The 17,730-nt window shown below is 72.3% G+C and carries 17 protein-coding genes; 7 read left to right on the forward strand and 10 right to left on the reverse strand.

The window, feature by feature from the left end; translation table 11 throughout:
• Nucleotides 1-139 precede the first annotated feature (139 nt).
• From WME98_RS53890 to WME98_RS53900, 3 genes are all read left to right on the forward strand, one after another.
• Nucleotides 140-2,185 carry an OPT family oligopeptide transporter gene (locus tag WME98_RS53890; protein ID WP_437949310.1) on the forward strand — a complete coding sequence of 682 codons (2,046 nt, stop codon included), beginning with the start codon at nucleotides 140-142 and terminating at the stop codon, nucleotides 2,183-2,185.
• 270 nt (nucleotides 2,186-2,455) lie between these two features.
• The gene (locus WME98_RS53895) at nucleotides 2,456-2,707 is read left to right on the forward strand and encodes a hypothetical protein (protein ID WP_437949311.1); all 252 of its coding nucleotides are present in this window, start codon (nucleotides 2,456-2,458) and stop codon (nucleotides 2,705-2,707) included.
• Nucleotides 2,708-2,754: 47 nt separating this feature from the next.
• On the forward strand, nucleotides 2,755-2,991 hold the full coding sequence (locus WME98_RS53900) for a hypothetical protein (protein ID WP_437949312.1): 237 nt from the start codon (nucleotides 2,755-2,757) through the stop codon (nucleotides 2,989-2,991).
• A gap of 28 nt (nucleotides 2,992-3,019) precedes the next feature.
• Here the strand turns inward: WME98_RS53900 and WME98_RS53905 are convergent, their stop codons facing one another.
• A complete protein-coding gene (locus tag WME98_RS53905; protein ID WP_437949313.1) occupies nucleotides 3,020-3,757 on the reverse strand; it encodes a cysteine hydrolase family protein in 738 nt (245 codons plus the stop codon).
• Between the two features lie 142 nt (nucleotides 3,758-3,899).
• On the opposite strand from WME98_RS53905, the gene WME98_RS53910 reads away from it, so the two are divergent.
• Nucleotides 3,900-4,820: a LysR substrate-binding domain-containing protein gene (locus WME98_RS53910; protein ID WP_437949314.1), complete on the forward strand. Its 921-nt coding sequence runs from the start codon at nucleotides 3,900-3,902 to the stop codon at nucleotides 4,818-4,820.
• 131 nt (nucleotides 4,821-4,951) lie between these two features.
• Here WME98_RS53910 and WME98_RS53915 read toward each other — a convergent pair whose 3' ends face one another.
• The gene (locus WME98_RS53915; RefSeq protein ID WP_437949315.1) at nucleotides 4,952-6,160 is read right to left on the reverse strand and encodes a PAS domain-containing protein; all 1,209 of its coding nucleotides are present in this window, start codon (nucleotides 6,158-6,160) and stop codon (nucleotides 4,952-4,954) included.
• 563 nt (nucleotides 6,161-6,723) lie between these two features.
• Here WME98_RS53915 and WME98_RS53920 point away from each other — a divergent pair.
• The 3 genes from WME98_RS53920 (at nucleotide 6,724) to WME98_RS53930 (ending at nucleotide 9,411) form a co-directional block, all read left to right on the forward strand.
• Nucleotides 6,724-7,590 (forward strand): ABC transporter ATP-binding protein, encoded by an 867-nt coding sequence (locus tag WME98_RS53920; protein ID WP_437949316.1) that lies wholly within the window; start codon nucleotides 6,724-6,726, stop codon nucleotides 7,588-7,590.
• Nucleotides 7,583-8,416: an ABC transporter permease gene (locus tag WME98_RS53925; protein ID WP_437949317.1), complete on the forward strand. Its 834-nt coding sequence runs from the start codon at nucleotides 7,583-7,585 to the stop codon at nucleotides 8,414-8,416. Before WME98_RS53920 ends, WME98_RS53925 begins: the two co-directional genes overlap by 8 nt.
• 65 nt (nucleotides 8,417-8,481) lie before the next feature.
• On the forward strand, nucleotides 8,482-9,411 hold the full coding sequence (locus WME98_RS53930) for an aldo/keto reductase (protein WP_437949318.1): 930 nt from the start codon (nucleotides 8,482-8,484) through the stop codon (nucleotides 9,409-9,411).
• Between the two features lie 140 nt (nucleotides 9,412-9,551).
• Here WME98_RS53930 and WME98_RS53935 read toward each other — a convergent pair whose 3' ends face one another.
• The 8 genes from WME98_RS53935 to WME98_RS53970 all read right to left on the reverse strand — a co-directional run bounded on the left by WME98_RS53935 (nucleotide 9,552) and on the right by WME98_RS53970 (nucleotide 17,718).
• Nucleotides 9,552-10,475, reverse strand: coding sequence for an alpha/beta fold hydrolase (locus tag WME98_RS53935; protein WP_437949319.1), 924 nt, complete (start codon nucleotides 10,473-10,475; stop codon nucleotides 9,552-9,554).
• Nucleotides 10,472-11,104, reverse strand: coding sequence for a TetR/AcrR family transcriptional regulator (locus WME98_RS53940; protein ID WP_437331549.1), 633 nt, complete (start codon nucleotides 11,102-11,104; stop codon nucleotides 10,472-10,474). Before WME98_RS53940 ends, WME98_RS53935 begins: the two co-directional genes overlap by 4 nt.
• A 483-nt stretch (nucleotides 11,105-11,587) precedes the next feature.
• A complete protein-coding gene (locus WME98_RS53945) occupies nucleotides 11,588-12,862 on the reverse strand; it encodes a radical SAM protein (protein ID WP_437331550.1) in 1,275 nt (424 codons plus the stop codon).
• 4 nt (nucleotides 12,863-12,866) lie between these two features.
• Nucleotides 12,867-13,358, reverse strand: coding sequence for a hypothetical protein (locus WME98_RS53950; protein WP_437949320.1), 492 nt, complete (start codon nucleotides 13,356-13,358; stop codon nucleotides 12,867-12,869).
• 297 nt (nucleotides 13,359-13,655) lie between these two features.
• Nucleotides 13,656-14,870 (reverse strand): RNA polymerase sigma factor, encoded by a 1,215-nt coding sequence (locus WME98_RS53955; RefSeq protein ID WP_437949321.1) that lies wholly within the window; start codon nucleotides 14,868-14,870, stop codon nucleotides 13,656-13,658.
• A 41-nt stretch (nucleotides 14,871-14,911) separates the two neighbouring features.
• Nucleotides 14,912-15,253: a YciI family protein gene (locus WME98_RS53960; protein WP_061625839.1), complete on the reverse strand. Its 342-nt coding sequence runs from the start codon at nucleotides 15,251-15,253 to the stop codon at nucleotides 14,912-14,914.
• An 83-nt stretch (nucleotides 15,254-15,336) separates the two neighbouring features.
• Nucleotides 15,337-16,659, reverse strand: coding sequence for a hypothetical protein (locus WME98_RS53965; RefSeq protein WP_437949322.1), 1,323 nt, complete (start codon nucleotides 16,657-16,659; stop codon nucleotides 15,337-15,339).
• Nucleotides 16,660-16,836: 177 nt separating this feature from the next.
• Nucleotides 16,837-17,718: a matrixin family metalloprotease gene (locus WME98_RS53970; RefSeq protein ID WP_437949323.1), complete on the reverse strand. Its 882-nt coding sequence runs from the start codon at nucleotides 17,716-17,718 to the stop codon at nucleotides 16,837-16,839.
• Nucleotides 17,719-17,730: the final 12 nt, after the last annotated feature.

Raw genomic sequence — 17,730 nt, forward strand, 5'->3', positions numbered from 1 at the left:
CCGCGCGACACGAGGCCCGCTATTTCGCTGCTCTCGGGGTTTCCCTGACTCGACGCCAGACGCGCGGGCGCGCCGGCGCTCGCCGAAGGCATGCACGGCGCGTCGCTCACCATGGTACAAGGTGCGCGGAGGTCGCCGGATGGCCATCAAGCAGCTCACGCCCGAGCAGATCCACACCATGTCGCTCGAAGAGAAGGACACATGGTGGTTGAAGAACGTCTACCGCGGCGACATGCCCCAGCTCACGTGGCGCTCCGGGATCACGGGCATGCTCCTCGGCGCCTTCCTCTCGCTCACGAACCTGTACATCGGCGCGCGCACCGGCTGGTCTCTCGGCGTCGGCATCACGAGCGTGATCCTGGCCTTCGGGCTCTTCAAGGTCCTCTCCCGGCTTGGCCTCGCGAGCGACATGACCGTGCTCGAGAACAACGCGATGCAGTCCATCGCGACGTCGGCCGGATACATGAACGCGCCGCTCTTCACCAGCCTCGCGGCCTATTCGATGGTCACGACCACGATCATCCCCATGGGCCGGGCGATGGTCTGGATGTTCATCCTCGCCATCCTCGGCGTGCTCTTCGCGTTCCCGATGAAGAAGCGCTTCATCAACGACGAGCAGCTCCCCTTCCCCGAGGGCATGGCCGCCGGCGTGGTCATGGACGCGCTGCACGAGAGCGACGAGAAGGAGGGCCTCTTCAAGGCGAAGCTCCTCCTCGGCGGCGGCCTCGCGAGCGCCCTGCTCGAGCTCCTCCGCGACGACAAGGTGATGCGCGCGCTCTTCGCCTTGAAGAGCATCCCCCATCATTACGACGAGTTCTTCTATCACGGCTGGTTCGCCGACCTGCTCAAGCGATGGGGCCTCTCGCCGGCCATCCGGGGCATCCCCCTGAACGAGCTCACGATCCGCTTCGATACGAGCATCATCTTCGTCGCCACCGGCGGCCTGATGGGGATCCGGACCGGCGCGTCGCTCCTCCTCGGCGGCATTCTCAACTACTGGATCCTGGCCCCCCTCTTGATCCAGCACGGGATCATCCTGCCGCGGAACGGCCATTACGGGTTCGGGCAGATCACGCTCTGGGCGCTCTGGGGCGGCGTCGCGTGCATGACCACGTCCTCGCTTTATGCCTTCTTCTCCAAGCCCAAGGTGATCCTCGACGCGTTCCGGGGCCTCTCCAGGAAGGGCGGGGCGAGGGACGTGCTCGCGGACATCGAGCTGCCGGTGAAGCTGTCGATCATCGGCGTGCCCGTCGTCGGCCTCGTCGTCGTCGTGCTCGGGCACCTCTGGTTCGGTATCGCCTGGTGGCTCGGGGTCATCGCGATCCCGCTCGTGTTCGTCTTCTCGCTCATCGCCGTGAACTCGACGGGGATCACGGCGATCACCCCGACCGGGGCGCTCGGCAAGCTGACGCAGCTCACCTATGGCGTCCTCGCGCCGAAGAACATCACGACGAACCTGATGACGGCCGGGGTCACGGCCGAGGTCGCGAGCAACACCGCGAACCTCTTGATGGATATCAAGCCGGGCTACATGCTCGGCGGCAAGCCGCGCCACCAGGCGATGGGGCACGTGCTCGGGACGGTCGCGGGGCTCGTGCTCTCTGTCCCCATCTGGTATCTCGTGCTCATCCAGGGGGACATCGGCCGTTACGGGACGGAGCGGCTGCCGGTCCCGAGCGCGCTCACGTGGAAGGCCGTCGCCGAGGTGCTGATGAAGGGGCTCGACTTCCTCCACCCGACGGCCAAGTCCGCGGTGGTGGTCGGGGCGATCGTCGGGATCCTCGTCGAGGTCACGAAGCAGCTCACGAAGAACCGATTCCCCCTCTCCGCGGTCGCCCTCGGGCTCGCGTTCATCCTCAACTTCACCGACATCTGGTCGATGTTCCTCGGCTCGTTCCTCTTCTGGCTGATCGAGCGGCGCGCCGCGGGCTGGCACCGGGCGCGCGAGCGCGAGTCGCGGCTGAGCGAGACCGAGCCCGGCGGGGCGCCCGCCGCGCCGGTCAAGCGGCCCTGGTACGCGCTCGCCGCCGAGAACACCGAGGCGATCTGCGCGGGCGTGATCGCCGGGGGCTCGCTGATGGGCATCGGCCTCAGCGTGCTCGGCGTGCTCGTGCTGCCCGACGTGCTGGAGGCCGCGAGCCTCACCAAGGCGCTCGGGCAGATCTTCGACTTCCTCCCGAAGTGAAGCGCCCTCGGTCGCCTGCGTGAGGCCGCCCGCCCGGCGGCCCCCGGGCCGCTCGCGGCCGCTCGCCAACCCGCCTCATCCACGCAACCGCGCCTCAGTGTGACAGGAATGCGCGCCTTCCCCCCTCACGGCGAGGCGCGGTGAGCGCAGCGCATCGCCCGTCGAGGCGCTCCGCTCGGATGCGCGCGTGGCGCGGTTCATGCAGCTTGTCCGCGCTGCGGCGATGCGAGCTCAGCGACCTATGAAGCGCGCGCCAGGAAAGGACCCTGCATGTCGGTGAACGCCCCCCCGTCTCGAGGAACACCCAGCCCCGCGCCGGTCGGCGACCCCGAGCAGGGCCCGCCGGTGCAGGATCCCGCGCCGGGCGAGGCTCCGCGGCGCGACCCCGATCCGGGCGAGCCGGCGCGGCGGGATCCCCCGCCGCCTCCTCCTGCGCCCGGCGAGCCCTCTCCGGAGATCGAGGACCCGCCGGCGCCGGGGCAGCCGCCGAAGGAGCCCGGCGTGATCGCGGCCGCCGGCTGAGCTCGAATCGCGGCGCAACGTCATCCCGTAACCGTTGAGAGGTCCCCATGAACACGTGTGATTGCTGCGGTAACAGCTACGACAAGGCCTTCCAGATCATGGTGGGCGGCACGACCTACACCTTCGATTGCTTCGAGTGCGCGATTCACAAGCTCGCGCCCGTGTGCGCCCACTGCGCCTGTCGGATCGTGGGGCACGGCGTCGAGGCCGGAGGGGCGTTCTACTGCTGCGCGCACTGTTCCAAGCAGGAGGGTATTCAGGGGGTGATCGATCGCGTGGCGTGAGCCGGCGCCGAGGGGCGGGCCGGCGCGCTCACCGCGCGGCGTCGTGGAGCGGCAGCGCGAGGACGGCCTCGGTCGGCAGCACGTCGGCGAAGCGATCGGCCAGCGCCGCGAGCGAGACCTCGTGCAAGGTGCGGTGGTCGATGAGGCGAGCGCCTCGCGCGCCCTGGACGGCGGGTAGATCGCGGCTCGCCGACGCGTCGCTCGGGAGCAGGACGCGGTAGCCGAGCACGAGCCCGTCCCGCGCCGTCGAGTCGACGGCGAGGTGGGTCATGAGGCCGCTCACGACGATGGTGTCGATACCGCGGCGGCGGAGCTCGGCGTCGAGCTCGGTCTTCGTGAAGCCCCCGGCCATCGACTTCGTGATCACGAGCTCTCCGGCGCGCGGCCGCGCCGCGGGGACGAAGTCGGCGCGCGGGCTGCCTTCGGCGAAGAGCCGCGCGCCCTCGGGGGCGACGTTCCGCACGTGCGCGACCGTGATCCCGTTCTCCCGGGCCCAGGCGAGCAGGCGTGTCGCCTTCTCGAGCGCCGCCCGGGCGTCCGGCAGCGTGAGGCCGCCCGAGAAGAACTCTTCCTGGAGGTCGACGAGCACGAGCGCCGTGCGCGCCCGGTGGAGCCGGTCGACCGGTTCGAGGCCGTACAGCGCCCGCAGCGTGGTCGGCCCGCCCTGGGCCGGGGGCGGCGCGGCCAGCTGATCCGCGGCCAAGACCGAGGTCAGGATGAAGAGCAGCAGCGCGACTCCGGTGTGCCCGCGAGCCTGCGTAAGCATGGGATCCTCCTTGGCGGCGAGGCAGCCGCCTCGCCTTCGCGGCGAGGCAGCCGCCTCGCGCTCCAGGAAAGCTAGATCCGGCGCATGCTCGTGATAATCCTGGTCTGCCGACGAGGATTGCGTCGCGGAAGGAACGAATCAGATGGAGCCGGCGGTCGGTGATCTGGGCGAGATGAGGGCGTTCCTGGAGGTCGCGCGGCTGCAGAGCTTCTCGGCGGCGGCGAGGGCGCTCGGGCTCACGTCGTCGTCGGTCAGCAAGCAGGTCGCGCGGCTGGAGGAGCGCCTGCGGGTGCAGCTCCTCCGGCGGACCACCCGCCGCGTGAGCCTCACGGAGGCGGGGGACCTCTACGCCGAGCGCGCCGGCCGGATCCTCGCGGACGTCGAGGAGGCGCAGCGGGCGGTCGCGGATCTCGACGGGACGCCGCGGGGGACCCTGCGCATCTCGGCGCCCACGATCTTGGGCACGATCCGCGTCGCGCCCGCCGTGCTGGCCTGCCGCGCGAAGTACCCGGAGCTCCGGATCGATCTCGACATCACCGATCGCATCGTCGATCTGGTGGCCGAGCGCGTCGACGTGGCGGTGCGCCAGGCTGCGGGGATCTCGCCGGCGTCGCTGGTCGCGCGGCGGCTCGCCGACGATCGGCGCGTGCTCTGCGCGAGCCCGCGCTACCTGCGGCGCCACGGGACGCCGCGGCGCCTGGAGGACCTGGCCGATCACGACTGCATCACGCACAACATGGAGCCAGTGCCGCGGTGGACGCTCGTGGGTCCCGAGGGGGAGCGCGTCATCCAGGTGAGCGGCACGCTCCGCTCCAGCGACACGCTGACGCTGCGCGACGCCGCGGTCGCGGGGATCGGGGTGGCCAACCTGCCTGATTACGTCGTCGAGGAGCACCTCGAGAGCGGCGCGCTGCGGCGCGTGCTGCCGGAGTACGGCGCGTCGACGCGCGCCATCTTCGCGGTGTACGCGGCGCCCGCGCGGGCGGCGGTCCGGGTCTTCGTGGAGACGCTGGCGAAGGCGCTGGGCGAAGGCGCGGCGAAGAAGGAGAAGACGGCGCGCTAGGGCGGTTCTTCGTACGTGCGCGCTGATCCGGGGAATCGCGCACGCGCACGCGCACGAAGGACGCGCACGGAAGACGAGAGACGAAAGACGAGAGACGAGAGACGAGAGACGGTCCGCGATTGGGAGCGCCGTTATCGGCGCTCGAGCGCGGTCTGCGTCGCGCCGGCCGCGCGCTCCTTGCTCATCTGGCGGATGCAGTGCTGGAGCGCGGCGCGGAGGTTCCCGAGGGTCGTGATGTTCTTCAGATCGAGGCCGAGGCTCACGATGGTCTGGGCGACGTTCGAGCGGATGCCCGTGACGATGCCCTCGGCGCCGAGGAGCCGGATCGCGCCGACCAGGTCGAGGAGATAGCTCGCCGTCTTCGTGTCCACCATGTCCACGCCGGTGAGATCGAGGATGGCGTACCGCGCGCCCATCCGCGAGATCGCCTCGAGGAGCGTGTCCATCACCTCCGCGGTCCGCTGGCTGTCGAGCACCCCGATCATCGGCAGCGTCAGGATGCCGTCCCACACCTGGATGATGGGCGTCGACAGGTCGCGGATGACCTGCTGTTGCCGCTCGATGAGCTCCAGCTTGGTCCGGAGCTCCTGCTCCGTGTTCTTCGCCTGGCTGATATCGAGGGTGAGGCCGACGACCGCGTACACCTCTCCGCGCTCGTCGCGGACCGGGATCTCCCAGTTCTCCCAGAACACCCCGTGCGTCGAGTTGAGCGAATGGCTCCCCTCGCCGGCGAGCGCCCGCCGGAGCATGTCGATGCCGTCGCTGCCGGCGTAGAGATCGAACACGTTCTTGCCGATGTGCTCGCCCTCCTGGAGCCCCGCGTTCGCGATCCCGCTGCCCTCGTGGAACGTGAAGATCCCCTCGCGATCGATCGCCCAGATGATGATCGGCAGCGTCTGCGCGACGGTCCGCAGGACCACCTCCTTCTGCTCGTGGCGGCGGAGCTGCTCGACCCGCTCCGTCACGTCGTGCCCGAACACCCCGACGCCGACGACCCCCCCGCGCTCATCGAGGAGGCATTCATGCCGCCACTCGACGTGCACCGCGACACCATCCCTGGTGACGTGCCGAAAGACCCGCGACGCCGCGCCGTCCTCCGCCAGCAGCCGCCGCCACGCCTCAGGGTCGCCGGACGCCGGCAGCAGCTCGTCGACGCGCCGGCCGAGCGCGTCGCGCCGCGCAGGGCCGAACAGGCGCTCGGCCGCCCCGTTCCAGTCCTCGATCGTGAGATCCGCGCCGTACTGGACGATCGCAAGCGGCGCTCGCTGGAGGAGGCGCGCGCGCCCGCGTGCAAGACGTTCGTCCTCGACTTCTTCTGGCAACGCAGTGGAGACGGTCATGTACACGGAAAAATTACCCTGAACGCTCGCCGGTCGTCGAGATCGCTTCCGTCCTCGGGCTACGCCCCGCGCCGGCCGATCCGCTCCGGGCGGCTGCACTGCTGCTGCAGCAACACCCCCGGCGCAGCGCCTGCTGCGCCAGCAGCAGGCGGCTCTCTGTTATAGCGGATTTGCGTCTCGTAGGGCGGCGGGCGGTTGGTACGTCGCGTGCTCTGCGTCTCCGGCACGGTCGATGAGGGCGCCCAGCGGCACGCCTGGAGGAGCACATCCCAGGGTGACGGCGCGCCACGTCGCGGGAGTTGCGGTCGTTCCATGCTGGTTGGGCTTGACTTTCGGATCACGTTTGGACGCCGTCGTCCCACCCCGCGCGGCCGCAGAACCCCCTTCGAGAGCGCCTGGCGTGCGCTCGCAGCGCTGCTCCTCGCGCTCGTCGCGATCGGATGCTCCAGGGCGCCCTCGGCGCCGGCGGGCGGCGGCGTGTACACGAACGATTTCAACCCGTTTTGGAAGGGCGGTCCGTGAAGGCGTCGGGCCCTCATCGAGGATGGGCAGCAGGAGGAGCCATGAGCAAGATTCAGTTCCAGAGCGTGAGCAAGACGTTCGCCGTCAAGGGGCCCGCCGGATCGAAGGAGGACGCGCGGTTCACGGCCATCGAGGACCTCTGCCTCGACGTGAGGGCGGGCGAGCTCCTGGTCCTCGTCGGGCCGAGCGGGTGCGGCAAATCGACGCTCATCGATCTCCTCGGCGGGCTGTCGAAGCCGTCCAGCGGGAAGCTCCTGCTCGACGGCAAGCCGATCACGGGCCCGGCCCTCGACCGGGGCATCGTGTTCCAGCAATACGCGCTCTTCCCGTGGCGGACGGCGCGCGGGAACGTCGAGTTCGGCCTCGAGGCCAAGGGCGTCCCGGAGAGCCAGCGCAAGGAGATCGCCCAGCGCTACCTGGAGCTCGTCAGCCTCTCCGGCTTCGAGGAACGGTATCCGCACGAGCTGTCGGGCGGCATGAAGCAGCGCGTGGCCATCGCCAGGAGCCTCGCGTACGACCCGGAGGTGCTGATGATGGACGAGCCGTTCGCGGCGCTGGACGCGCAGACGCGCGAGTCGCTGCAGGAGGAGCTGCTCCGGATCTGGGAGAGGTCGCGCAAGACGATCCTCTTCATCACGCACAGCATCGACGAGGCGGTGTACCTGGGGCAGCGGGTCGCGATCATGACGTCCCGGCCCGGCCGCGTGAAGCGGATCATCGAGATCCCCGAGGAGGTCCGGGGCTACGAGGACGCGCGGTCGACGCCGGAGTTCGGCCGGCTGCGGCACGAGATCTGGACGCTCCTGCGCGAGGAGGTGCTCAAGGCCGAGGAGCAGGAGCGGCTCAAGAAGCAGAAGCGCGCGGCGGAGGGGCGCGCCGTTGCGGGCGTGGTGGCGGTCAATGGCTAGCGTCCCGCAATCGATCGCGCTGCCCGAGGAGCCGCAGCAGGCGCAGCTCGTGACCGAGGTGGGGAGGTGGCTCGGCCGCGCCGTCGCGCGCTCCGGGATCCTGCTCCTCGTCGCCGCGCTATGGGAGGCGGCGCCGCGGGTCGGGCTCGTGGAGGCGGCGTTCTTGCCACCGCTGTCCGAGGTGCTGGCGACCGGCTGGCAGCTCCTCCAGAACGGGCAGCTCCTGAGCCACATCAAGGCGAGCCTGTCGCGCTCCCTCACCGGCTTCTCGCTGGCGATCCTAGTGGGCGTGCCGCTCGGGCTCGCGATCGGGTGGTACAAGGCCGTGGCGGACGCGATCAACCCGCTGCTCGAGGTGCTGCGCAACACCGCGGCGCTCGCGCTGTTGCCCGTGTTCCTCCTGCTGCTCGGGATCGGCGAGGCCTCGAAGATCGCGCTCGTCATCTACTCGTGCACCTGGCCGATCTTGCTCAACACGATCAGCGGGGTGCGCGGGGTCGATCCGCTGCTCGTCAAATCGGCGCGGACGATGGGGCTTTCTCCGATCCAGCTGTTCCGCAAGGTCATCCTGCCGGCGGCGATCCCGACCATCTTCGTGGGTATCCGCCTGGCGGGCGCCTACTCGCTGCTCGTGCTCGTCGCGGCGGAGATGATCGGGGCCAAGGCGGGGCTCGGATACCTGATCATCTACGCGCAATACAACTTCCAGATCCCGAGCATGTATGTCGGCATCCTGACGATCACGACGCTCGGGCTGACGTTCAATCACCTGCTCATGCGCGTCGAGCGGCGCTTCACGTCGTGGAAGGTCGCCCCGAAGGAGTGAGCCCCGGCCGGCGGGCGCCTCGCGCCGGGGAGATCACCGTTCATCGAACAGAGAGAGAGGACCACGTGAATCGCATCATCCTGGGGCGGACCGGCCTGGAGGTCAGCGTGCTCGGCCTGGGCGCGGGCGGCGACAGCCGGCTCGGGTCGGGGCGCGTCGCCGAGGCCGAGTCGCTCCGGCTCGTCCGCGCGGCCATCGAGCGCGGCGTGAGCTTCATCGACACGGCGGAGGCGTACGGGACCGAGGAGCTCATCGGCAAGGCGCTCCGCGAGGTGCCGCGCGATCGCGTGGTGCTCTCGACGAAGAAGACGACGCGCCTCGACGCGCCCCTCCGGCCGGAAGACGTGGTGTCGTCGCTGCACGCGAGCCTCGAGCGGCTCGGCACGGATCACGTCGACGTCTACCACCTGCACGGCGTGCTCCCGGACCGGTACGCCGACCTGCGGGAGCGGATCGTCCCCGTGCTGCTGCGCCTGCGCGAGCAGGGCAAGATCCGCTTCCTGGGCATCACGGAGGCGTTCGCCGCCGATCCGACGCACGCGATGCTGGCGCAGGCGCTCCGCGACGACCTCTGGGACGTGGTGATGGTCGGGTTCAACCTCCTGAACCAGTCGGCGCGGGAGCGGGTCTTCCCGCTGACGCGGGCGAAGGACATCGGGACGCTGATCATGTTCGCGGTCCGGCGCGCGCTGAGCCGGCCCGAGCGGCTGAGGGAGCTGCTCGCCGAGCTTGCGGCGCGGGGCAAGGTGGCGCGAGCGCTCGCCGACGAAGGGCTGGATCGCCTGCTCGCTGGGGAGGGCGTCGCGTCGCTCCCGGACGCGGCGTACCGCTTCTGCAGGGACGAGCCCGGCGCGCACGTGATCCTGTCGGGGACCAGCAGCGTGGAGCACCTGCTGGAGAACGTGCGGTCGATCGAGGCGCCGCCGCTGTCGGCGCGGGCCCGCGAGCGCCTCGTCGAGGCCTTCGCGCAGGTCGACGACGTGTCGGGGCACTGAGGCGCCGCAGAGGAGCGCCGAGGGGCGCGCGGCGGAAGGAGCGCGCGGCGGAAGGGGCGCGCGGCGGAAGGGGCGCGCGGCATGTGCGCCGGGGCGCGCGGCGGAAGGAGCGCGCGACGGAAGGGGCGCGCGGCGAAGGGTTACGCGACCGGAGAGGCGAGCCCAGGCGAGGCGAGGGGCGCCGCGGCGTCGGGCTCGAGGAAGCGCGCGATGCGGCCGCCGAACCGCGCGCGGAAGGCGTCGTCGGTGGGCGGCGAGTGGCGGCACCCCTCGAGCAGCTCGGTCTCGGCGCGCGGCAGGAGCACCTTCGCGCGCGCGAGCAGCTTCGCGCCGGGGAAGCTCACGTCGTCGTCGGCGCCGAACACGAGCGCGGGTCGCGTGAAGCCGGCGAGGGCCTCGGGCGTGGCGAGCGGCGGGATCCGCATGTCGAGCCGGTAGCTCCGCACCGCGTCGCCGAAGTAGGGGCCCCACATGGCGTCCTGCGTGGTGAACAGCCCGGAGACGAGGCGCGCGAGCCGATCCTCGGAAGGGAACGCGCGGTAGAGGGCCATGGGGATGGCCACGCGCGTGAGGCCCTGCCACACCGGGCCGGACACGACGCCGCCGGGCACGATCAGGACGAGCCGGTTGATGCGGGAGGGCGCGATCTCGGCCATGCGCAGGGCGACGAAGCCTCCCCAGCTCACGCCGAGGAGGTGGGCGCGCGGGAGCCCGAGCGCGTCGAGGACGTCGGTGAGCCACTCGGCGTAGGCGGGGCCTTCGACCGGCACGCGGACGTCGGCGCTCTTGACGGACTGGCCGATCACGTCGACAGCGTAGACGCGGAAGCGCGTGAGGAGCGGGCCGAGCTCGGGCAAGAGGTGCGCGGAGCTCGCCATCGCGCCGTGCACGCAGACGAGCGGCGGGGCGTGCTCGGGGCCGGCGACGAGGACGTGCGTCGCGCCGAAGCGGGTCGAGACCTCGCGCGCGCGGGTCGGGACCGGGGCCTTTTCGCGGAAGCGTTCGAACCACGTGGCGATGCGCGCGCGCGCCTCTGGACTGCGAAAGATGATGGATGACGTCATCGAGCCCTCCTGACGTTGGCTGCGGGGCGGAGGCCGCAGAGGTGCTGAGCGACGAGCCGATCGAGGAGGGCGACGGGCGACGGGTGCGCGCCCTGGACCCACGCGATCAGCGCGAAGTAATAGAAGGAGAAGAAGGCGACGCCGAAGAGCGCGGGGTCGGCGTCGTCGGCGACCTCGCCCTGCGCGCGGGCGGCGTTGAAGAGCTCGACGACGCGGCCGTGCACGGCGGCGATCTGCTCGGTGAAGCGCGCTTGCCACGGCGGGTCGGCGAACAGCGCCTCGCGGAGCAGGGTCTTCGACAGCGCCGGGCGGCGGGCGTAGTACGCGAAGAACGCGGCCCCGAGGCGATGGAGCCGCTGCTCGAGGGTGCCGGGCGCCTCGTCGCGGACGGCCTCGGCCGCGGTGGCGGCGAGGTCGTCGAAGAGGGCGGCGTGGAGCAGGTCGCGCTTGTCGGCGAAGTGGAGGAGGACCGTGCCCGCGGCAACGCCCGCGTCCGCGGCGATGGCACGGACGTTCGCCGCCTCGAAGCCGTGGCGCTCGAAGTGGTCGCGCGCGGTCTCGAGGATCCGGGCGCGCGTGGCGTCTTTCTGGGCTTCGCGGCGGCCGGGCTTTTGAGCGAACGCGTTCACTGAACGCGTTCATTACATGGAAGCGGGAGATTGGCAAGGATGGATGAGTCCGGTGCCGACCGGGGTTGAGGGCGTCCGGCGTCGACCTGCCCAGCGCCGACCCGGATTGAAGGCGCCGGGAAGCCGCCCGGAGGCGCCCGGAGCCGACCGGGGTTGAGGGCGCTCGGCGCCGACCGGGGTTGAGGCCGCCCGGAGCCGACCGGGGTTGAGGCCGCCCGGAGCCGACCCGGGTTGCGGCCGCTCGGAGCCGACCCGGGTTGCGGCCGCCCGGCGTCAACCCGGGTTGCGGCCGCCCGGCGTCGACCCGGGTTGAGCCCGCCCGGAGCCGACCCGGGTTGCGGCCGCCCGGAGCCGACCCGGGTTGCGGCCGCCCGGAGCCCACCCAGGTTGAGCCCGCCCAGGTTGAGCCCGCCCGCCCTTGCGCTCACTCAGATTGAGCCCGCCCGGCGCCACTCCCACGACGCCGTACAAACCTCTACGGCCTTAAATAACCGCCAGCCTCCGGCGCGCGTTCCTCGGCACCACCGGCTCGGGCGGCGGCGGGGGCGGCGCGTCCCAGGCCTCCTCGACCAGCTCGAAGACGCCGTGGTCGTACGGCACGTGCGGCGCCCGCTGCTTCATGACGAGCCGCTCGCGGATGCCCCGCCTCTTGAGCTGCGTCACGCGGTGGTAGCAGAACGGATTGTTGCCGCGCCTGCCGAGCGTGCAGTGCGCGGTCCACGAGCACCCCGCGCGGCACTCGTCCGCGTAGTAGCACGTCGCGCAGTGACCCCAGAGCTCGCTCGCGTCGCGATCGCGCGCGAACCGGACCTCCGCCGAGCCCTCCCAGATGTGCTCCAGGCCGCGCTCGCGCACGTTGCCCCCGGCATAGGGCACGGTCGGGACCGACGGACACGCCTTCACGGTGCCGTCGGACTCGATGCCGATCGCGTTGATGCCGCCGCGACAGCCGCGCCAGTGCGTGTCGCCGCCGCCGGGCCTCGACCGCAGGAGCTGCTCGTGCGGGCCGAAGTAACCGATGTTGTTGTTCGCGAACACGTTGAACGGCACGCCCGAAACGTGCGTCTCGAGCGCCTCCCGCTGGATGGCGGCGAGGGTGTCGATGACCTCGACAACGCGCCACGGCTCCAGGATCCACTCCGGATGGTCGGCCGCGCGCCCCATCGGCACGGTGATCTGCACCTGCCACGTCTGGATCCCGTGCGAGCGCAGCTCGGCGCACGTCTCGCGCAAGAGGTGCGCATTGAGGCGGTTGATCTGGGTGTTGGCGGTCGTGATCAGCCCGGCGGCGCGGGCGTTGTCGAGCGCGCGGATGGCGGCCGCGTGGCTGCCCACGTTGCCGCGCAGCTCGTCATGGATGTGCGCCGGCCCGTCGACCGAGACCCCGAGCCCGGTCAGCCCGGCGGCGCGGAGCGCCTTCGCCCGCTCGGCCGTGAACGCTCGCCCGCCCGTCTGCATGATGACGCGCATGCCGCTGCGCGCGAGGAACGAGATGATCTCCGCGAGATCCTCGCGCAGGTACGCCTCGCCTCCGATGAGCGCGACCTCGCGGCAGCCCATCCGCGCCAGGCTCGCGGCGACCTCGAGCACCTCCTCGGTCGAGAGCTCCGCGTCGCGCGCGGCGCCGGCGCGCGAGCCGCAGTGCTGGCACGGCTGGTCGCACTTCATCGTGAGCTCCCAGACCGCGTAGATCGGCTTCGCTTCCATCAAGTCCGCAGGCATGAGCGCGCGGACGGGGATCTCGGTCGGCTCGATCATCGGTTCACCCTCCCGATCCGCCCCCGCCGACCGAGGATCCGCCGCCGTCCGCTCCCCCGACGCCGACATCGCCGCCGGCGCCTCCTGTCCCGCCCGTCGGGTCCGCGCCCCCGGCCTCGCCGACCGAGGATCCGCCGCCGTCCGCTCCCCCGACGCCGATGTCGCCGCCGAAGCCCCCTGGCCCACCCGTCGGGTCCGCGCCCCCGGCGGAGCCCACCGAGGGGCCGCCGCCGTACGCCCCCGTGACCGCGATGTCGCCGCCGAAGCCCCCTGGCCCGCCCGTGGGGTTCGCGCCCCCCGCGGAGCCGACCGAGGGGCTGCCGCCGTACGCCCCCGCGACCGCGATGTCGCCGCCGAAGCCCGAGCTGCTGGAGCTGCCTTGATCTCGCTCGTCGACGACCTCGCCGGCGCAGGCAAGCGGCTGGAACAACGCGGCCGTCAGGCCCATGAGCACGGCGATCTTCGTGCGCGGGACAGCGCCGTCCGGCTCGCGCATGGTTGCGCCGCAGTGCGGACACTCGCTCTCGTTGGCACGCGCGTGGCAGCCGCAGGAGCTACAAGGGACGAGAGAAGGGAAATGGATGGGCACGGGCAAGTCCTTTCATGTCGAAGCCAACGCCTTGCTCCGTCCCCGAGCAATCCGCGCGCCGTCCGCGCCATCTCGACATATCCGTGCGAATTCACCCAAAGATGCCGATTCAGCCTCCGCCCGATCGGGCCGCCTGACACATCTTGGCATTCGCCAGCATGTGCCACGGGCCGGTGCCGAGGAACGCCGCGCTGGAGGGATGCGTCAGGGAGCCCCGTCGCCGCACGCCCCCAGGCGTCGCTCGAAGAACCGGCGCTCCATGGCGTTGCGGGCGAGCGCGAGCGCTTCCCGCAGGTGCTGGCTCGCGATCTCGCGCCTGCCGCGGCGGAGCTCCAGCTCGCCGAGCGCCGCGAAATAGAACGGATACGCGGCGAGGCGGTCGCGGCCCTCGATGGCGCCGATCTCCTCGAGCCCGCGCTCCGGCCCCTCGTGCTGCGCGACGGCGATGGCGCGGTTGAGGGCGACGACCGGCGAAGGCCGGATCGCCATCAGCGTGTCGTAGAGCGACACGATCGCCCCCCAGTCCGTGTCCTCCGGCCGGGCCGCGCGCGCGTGGACCGCCGCGATCCCGGCCTCGACGTGGTACTCGGTCAGCTCCGGCCCCTCGGCCGACAGGTCGAGGAGCCGTTGCCCTTCGGCCAGGAGCTGCCGATCCCACCGCGATCGATCCTGGTGGAGGAGCGAGGTGAGGTCGCCGGAGGCGTCGACGCGCGCGGGCAGGCGCGCCGCGTGGAGGCACATCAGCGCAGCGAGCGCGTGCGTGGCGGGCGCCGACGAAGGAGGGTGCTCGAGGAGGAGCGCGGTGAGGCGCATCGCCTCCCTGCAGAGCTCGACCCGGACGGCCTCCTTCGCGCAGGCGCCGTGGTAGCCCTCGTTGAACAGGAGGTAGAGCGCGCGGCGGACCGCCGAGAGCCGGGCAGAGAACGCGTCGTCCGTGAGCTCGAACAGGCGCGTCGAGCCGGCGAGCACCTTCTTCGCCCGGGAGATGCGCTTCTCGATGGCCGCCTCGGTGGCGAGGAACGCGCCCGCGACCTCGCTCACGCCGAAGCCGCAGAGGACGTGGAGCACGAGCGCGATCTGCGCCTCCTCCGGCAGCCGGGGGTGGCAGCACGAGAACATCATGCGCAGCTGGTCGTCCCGGATCGCGGCCGCCCCGAAGAGCTCGTCGACCGCGGGGTCGAGCGCCTGCTCCCCCTCGATCAGCCGCCCGATCTCGGGCGCGAAGGTGCGCGCGGTCCGCTCGCGCCGGAGGACGTCCAGCGCGCGGTGCTTCGCCGCCGCCATGAGCCAGGCGGCCGGGTTCTCGGGCACCCCCTGGAACTTCCACACCTCCAGCGCGCGGCAGAGGGCGTCCTGCACGACGTCCTCCGCCAGCGCGAGGTTGTGGACCCCGAAGAGGCGCGTCAGCGTGGCGAGCATGCGCCCAGCCTCGCGCCGGAAGACGGGGTCGACCGGATCCACTAATGGCTCAGCTTCCAGATCGGGCGCACCTCGACGCTCCCACCGCGCTCGAGGATCGGGCAACCCTTCGAGAGCTCGACCGCGTGCGCGAGATCCTCGGCCTCGATGAGCATGTAACCGCCGACCACATCCTTCGCCTCGGCGAAGGGCCCGTCGACGACCGCCTTCTGCTTGCCCTGGACGACCTTGCCGGTGGGCTCGAGGGGGCTGCCGGGACGCTTGAGGTGCCCCTTCTCGGTGAGCTCCTTCGCCCACGCGGTCCACCGCTGCATGTGCTGCTGCATCTCGGCCGGAGAGCCAGAGGCGTCGCTACCGCGGAACAAGTACATAAATTCGTTCATGATCGTTCTCCTTCCCGGGTACTTCGCCCCTGCGACGTTCGAGGGGCGCCGCGGCGGACAACTTTTTTCGGGGAGGCGAGGGCTCAGCTCGCCGCGGCGGGCTGCTGGGCCTGGGAGCGCGCGCGGAGGCGCTGCTTGGCGGAAGGGCCGCCGGGGTGGCGGACCGAGGCGACGGCGCGATCCATGGCGTCGCGCCAGTAGCGCGCGACGTCCTCGCGGTCGGTGAGGAGGGCGTCGATGGGGCCGTGGTCGGTGTCGATCTCGACCGCGAAGCGGTCGCCGCGGGGCTGCACGCCGACGGCGTGGACCTCCCCGGCGGAGATGGCGGCCCCGAGCCTGCCCTCGGGGCGCAGATCGATCGCGCCGGTGCGGCTCACCCAGGGGGCGACGACGAAGCGGCCCGGCCCGAACGACGCCACCGGGGCGGAGCGCGCCGCATACCGGGACGAGAACCGGGCGACGCCGAGGAAGGCGTAGCCCGCCAGCGAGAGCAGCGCGGCGGCGCTGCCGACGCCGATCGCGATGCCGCTGTCGCCCGCGGAGGCGCTCCGCATGACCTGGACCCACAGGGCGAGCGCGGCGACGAGCAGCGCGGCGCCGATGAGCGCGTTGCGGGTCGCGGACCCGCGCGGCCCCTGGCTCGCGTGGTCCCGCAGGACGAGGAGCTCCCCCTCGGTCCGGATCGCGAACCGCGCCAGCGCGGCGGCCGTCAGCGCGGGCGCCGGCGCCGGCTCCGGGAGGGGTCGCGGTTCGATCGCGCCGGGCGGCTCGGTCCCGCGCGCCGTGACCAGCGGCACGCGCAGCGCGGCCGCGAGCGGCGCCGCCACCGACTCGACGAGCGCCTCCGCCCGGCCGGGATCGAGGTCCTGCGCCTCGGCGACGAGCAGGCGCTGCGCCGCCGCGACGCGCGGGGACGCCGGCGAGCGCGAGGGCGGGGCGAGCACGAGCCAGGCGGCGACGTGGGTCCGCTCGCGGGTGCACGAGGGGGCGGTGCAGCACGGCCCTTGCGCCGAGGTCACCTCGACCCGCACCGCGTCGCGCGGCTCGGCCGCGCCCTCCCCTGCCCCGGCCGCCCCCCCTGCGCCGGCGGCCCCGGACCGCGGCCGCCCGGCGCCCGCGAGCCGCAGCGGCGCGAGCCGGAGGGCGCTCGCGCCGCGCTCGATCCGGAGCCAGACGGGATCGCGCGGCGCCGGGCCGAAGCGCGCGTCCTTGTCGCGCTGCGGCGCGCCGAGCTCGGGCGCCGCGCGGAGGAGCAGCGGCGCGCCGTCGCTCTCCGCCGAGAGCGCGCGCGCCGCGCCGGCCGGATCGCCGAGCGGATCGAGGGCAGGAACGGCGCTGTCGGCCTCGAGGGAGCGGAGGGCACGCGCGACCTCCGCGTCGAATGCTGCGGTGCTCGGCTCGGGCATGGCGGGACGTTTGCCCCGGCTGCGCTGGGTTGTAAAGCGGGCCCGTCCGCGCGACCACGCCGGGCGCTCGCTCTCTTGCCCGGGCCCCTGCCGCGGCTCGTGCGGCGCCGGCCGCGGTTCGTGCGGCGCCGGCCGCGGTTCGCGCGGCGCCGGCCGCGGTTCGCGCGGCACCGGCCGTCATCGGCGCGGCGTCGGCCCCGCGCACCGGCGGCGGCGCGACAGCAGCGCGGCGAGCGCGGCGAGCGGCAGCGCTCCCGGAGCGCCCGGCACCCGGCCGCCACCCGCGCACGAGCAGCCGGCGTCGCGTTCCTCGGCGTCGTTCGCGCCGCCGCTCTTCGGCCCATCCCCGGCATCCGGCGCCGCGCCGCCCCAGCCCGCGCCGCCCCAGCCCGCGCCGCCGCCCGAGCTCGCGACAGCGGTCCCGCCGATCGGGTAGAGCGCGCAGACCCCCTCGATGTCGTCGCCCTCGAGGGTGCGCGCCGACGTGCCGCCCCGGTACGTCCCCAGCATCGTCGCGCCGCGCACGTTCGAGTGCCCGAGCCCGAGGAAGTGCCCTTCTTCGTGGGTGGCGATCGACTGAACATCGACGCAGTCGCCCTCGCCGCCGTCGTCCCAGCAGAAGCCCACGTTGTTGAACACCATGTCGGCGTCGTCGATGACGCTGTCGGGATCCCAGACCGGCATCGTGACGGCGATGACCGAGTCGGCCTGGCCGAGCGCGGCAGGCCAGCTGTCGCTGATCCAGAGGAACACGTTCCTGCCGTCGTCGAAGTCGTAGCCGGCGTCCGTGTCGCCGAGCAGCTCGGTCGCCCACGCCGTGCACGCAGGGCTCGACCAGGCCGCGAACCCGGCCTCGATGCCGGCGGCGGCGAAGCCGGAGAGCGGCGCCGGGATCGTCTTGTGGTTGATGTGGTAGCGGACCGGCAGCTCGCTCCAGCGGGGGACGACCTCGAGATCGAGCGGCGACCACGCGGCCGCCTCGCCGGCCCCGGCGACCAGCGCCAGCGCGGCGGCGAGCGCCGCGACCGGGGCGAGCGCGGCCCGGGAGCCTCTCTTCATCCCCCCATCATC

This window comes from Sorangium sp. So ce296 (genome assembly GCF_051529605.1).
GTDB lineage: Bacteria > Myxococcota_A > Polyangia > Polyangiales > Polyangiaceae > Sorangium > Sorangium cellulosum_D.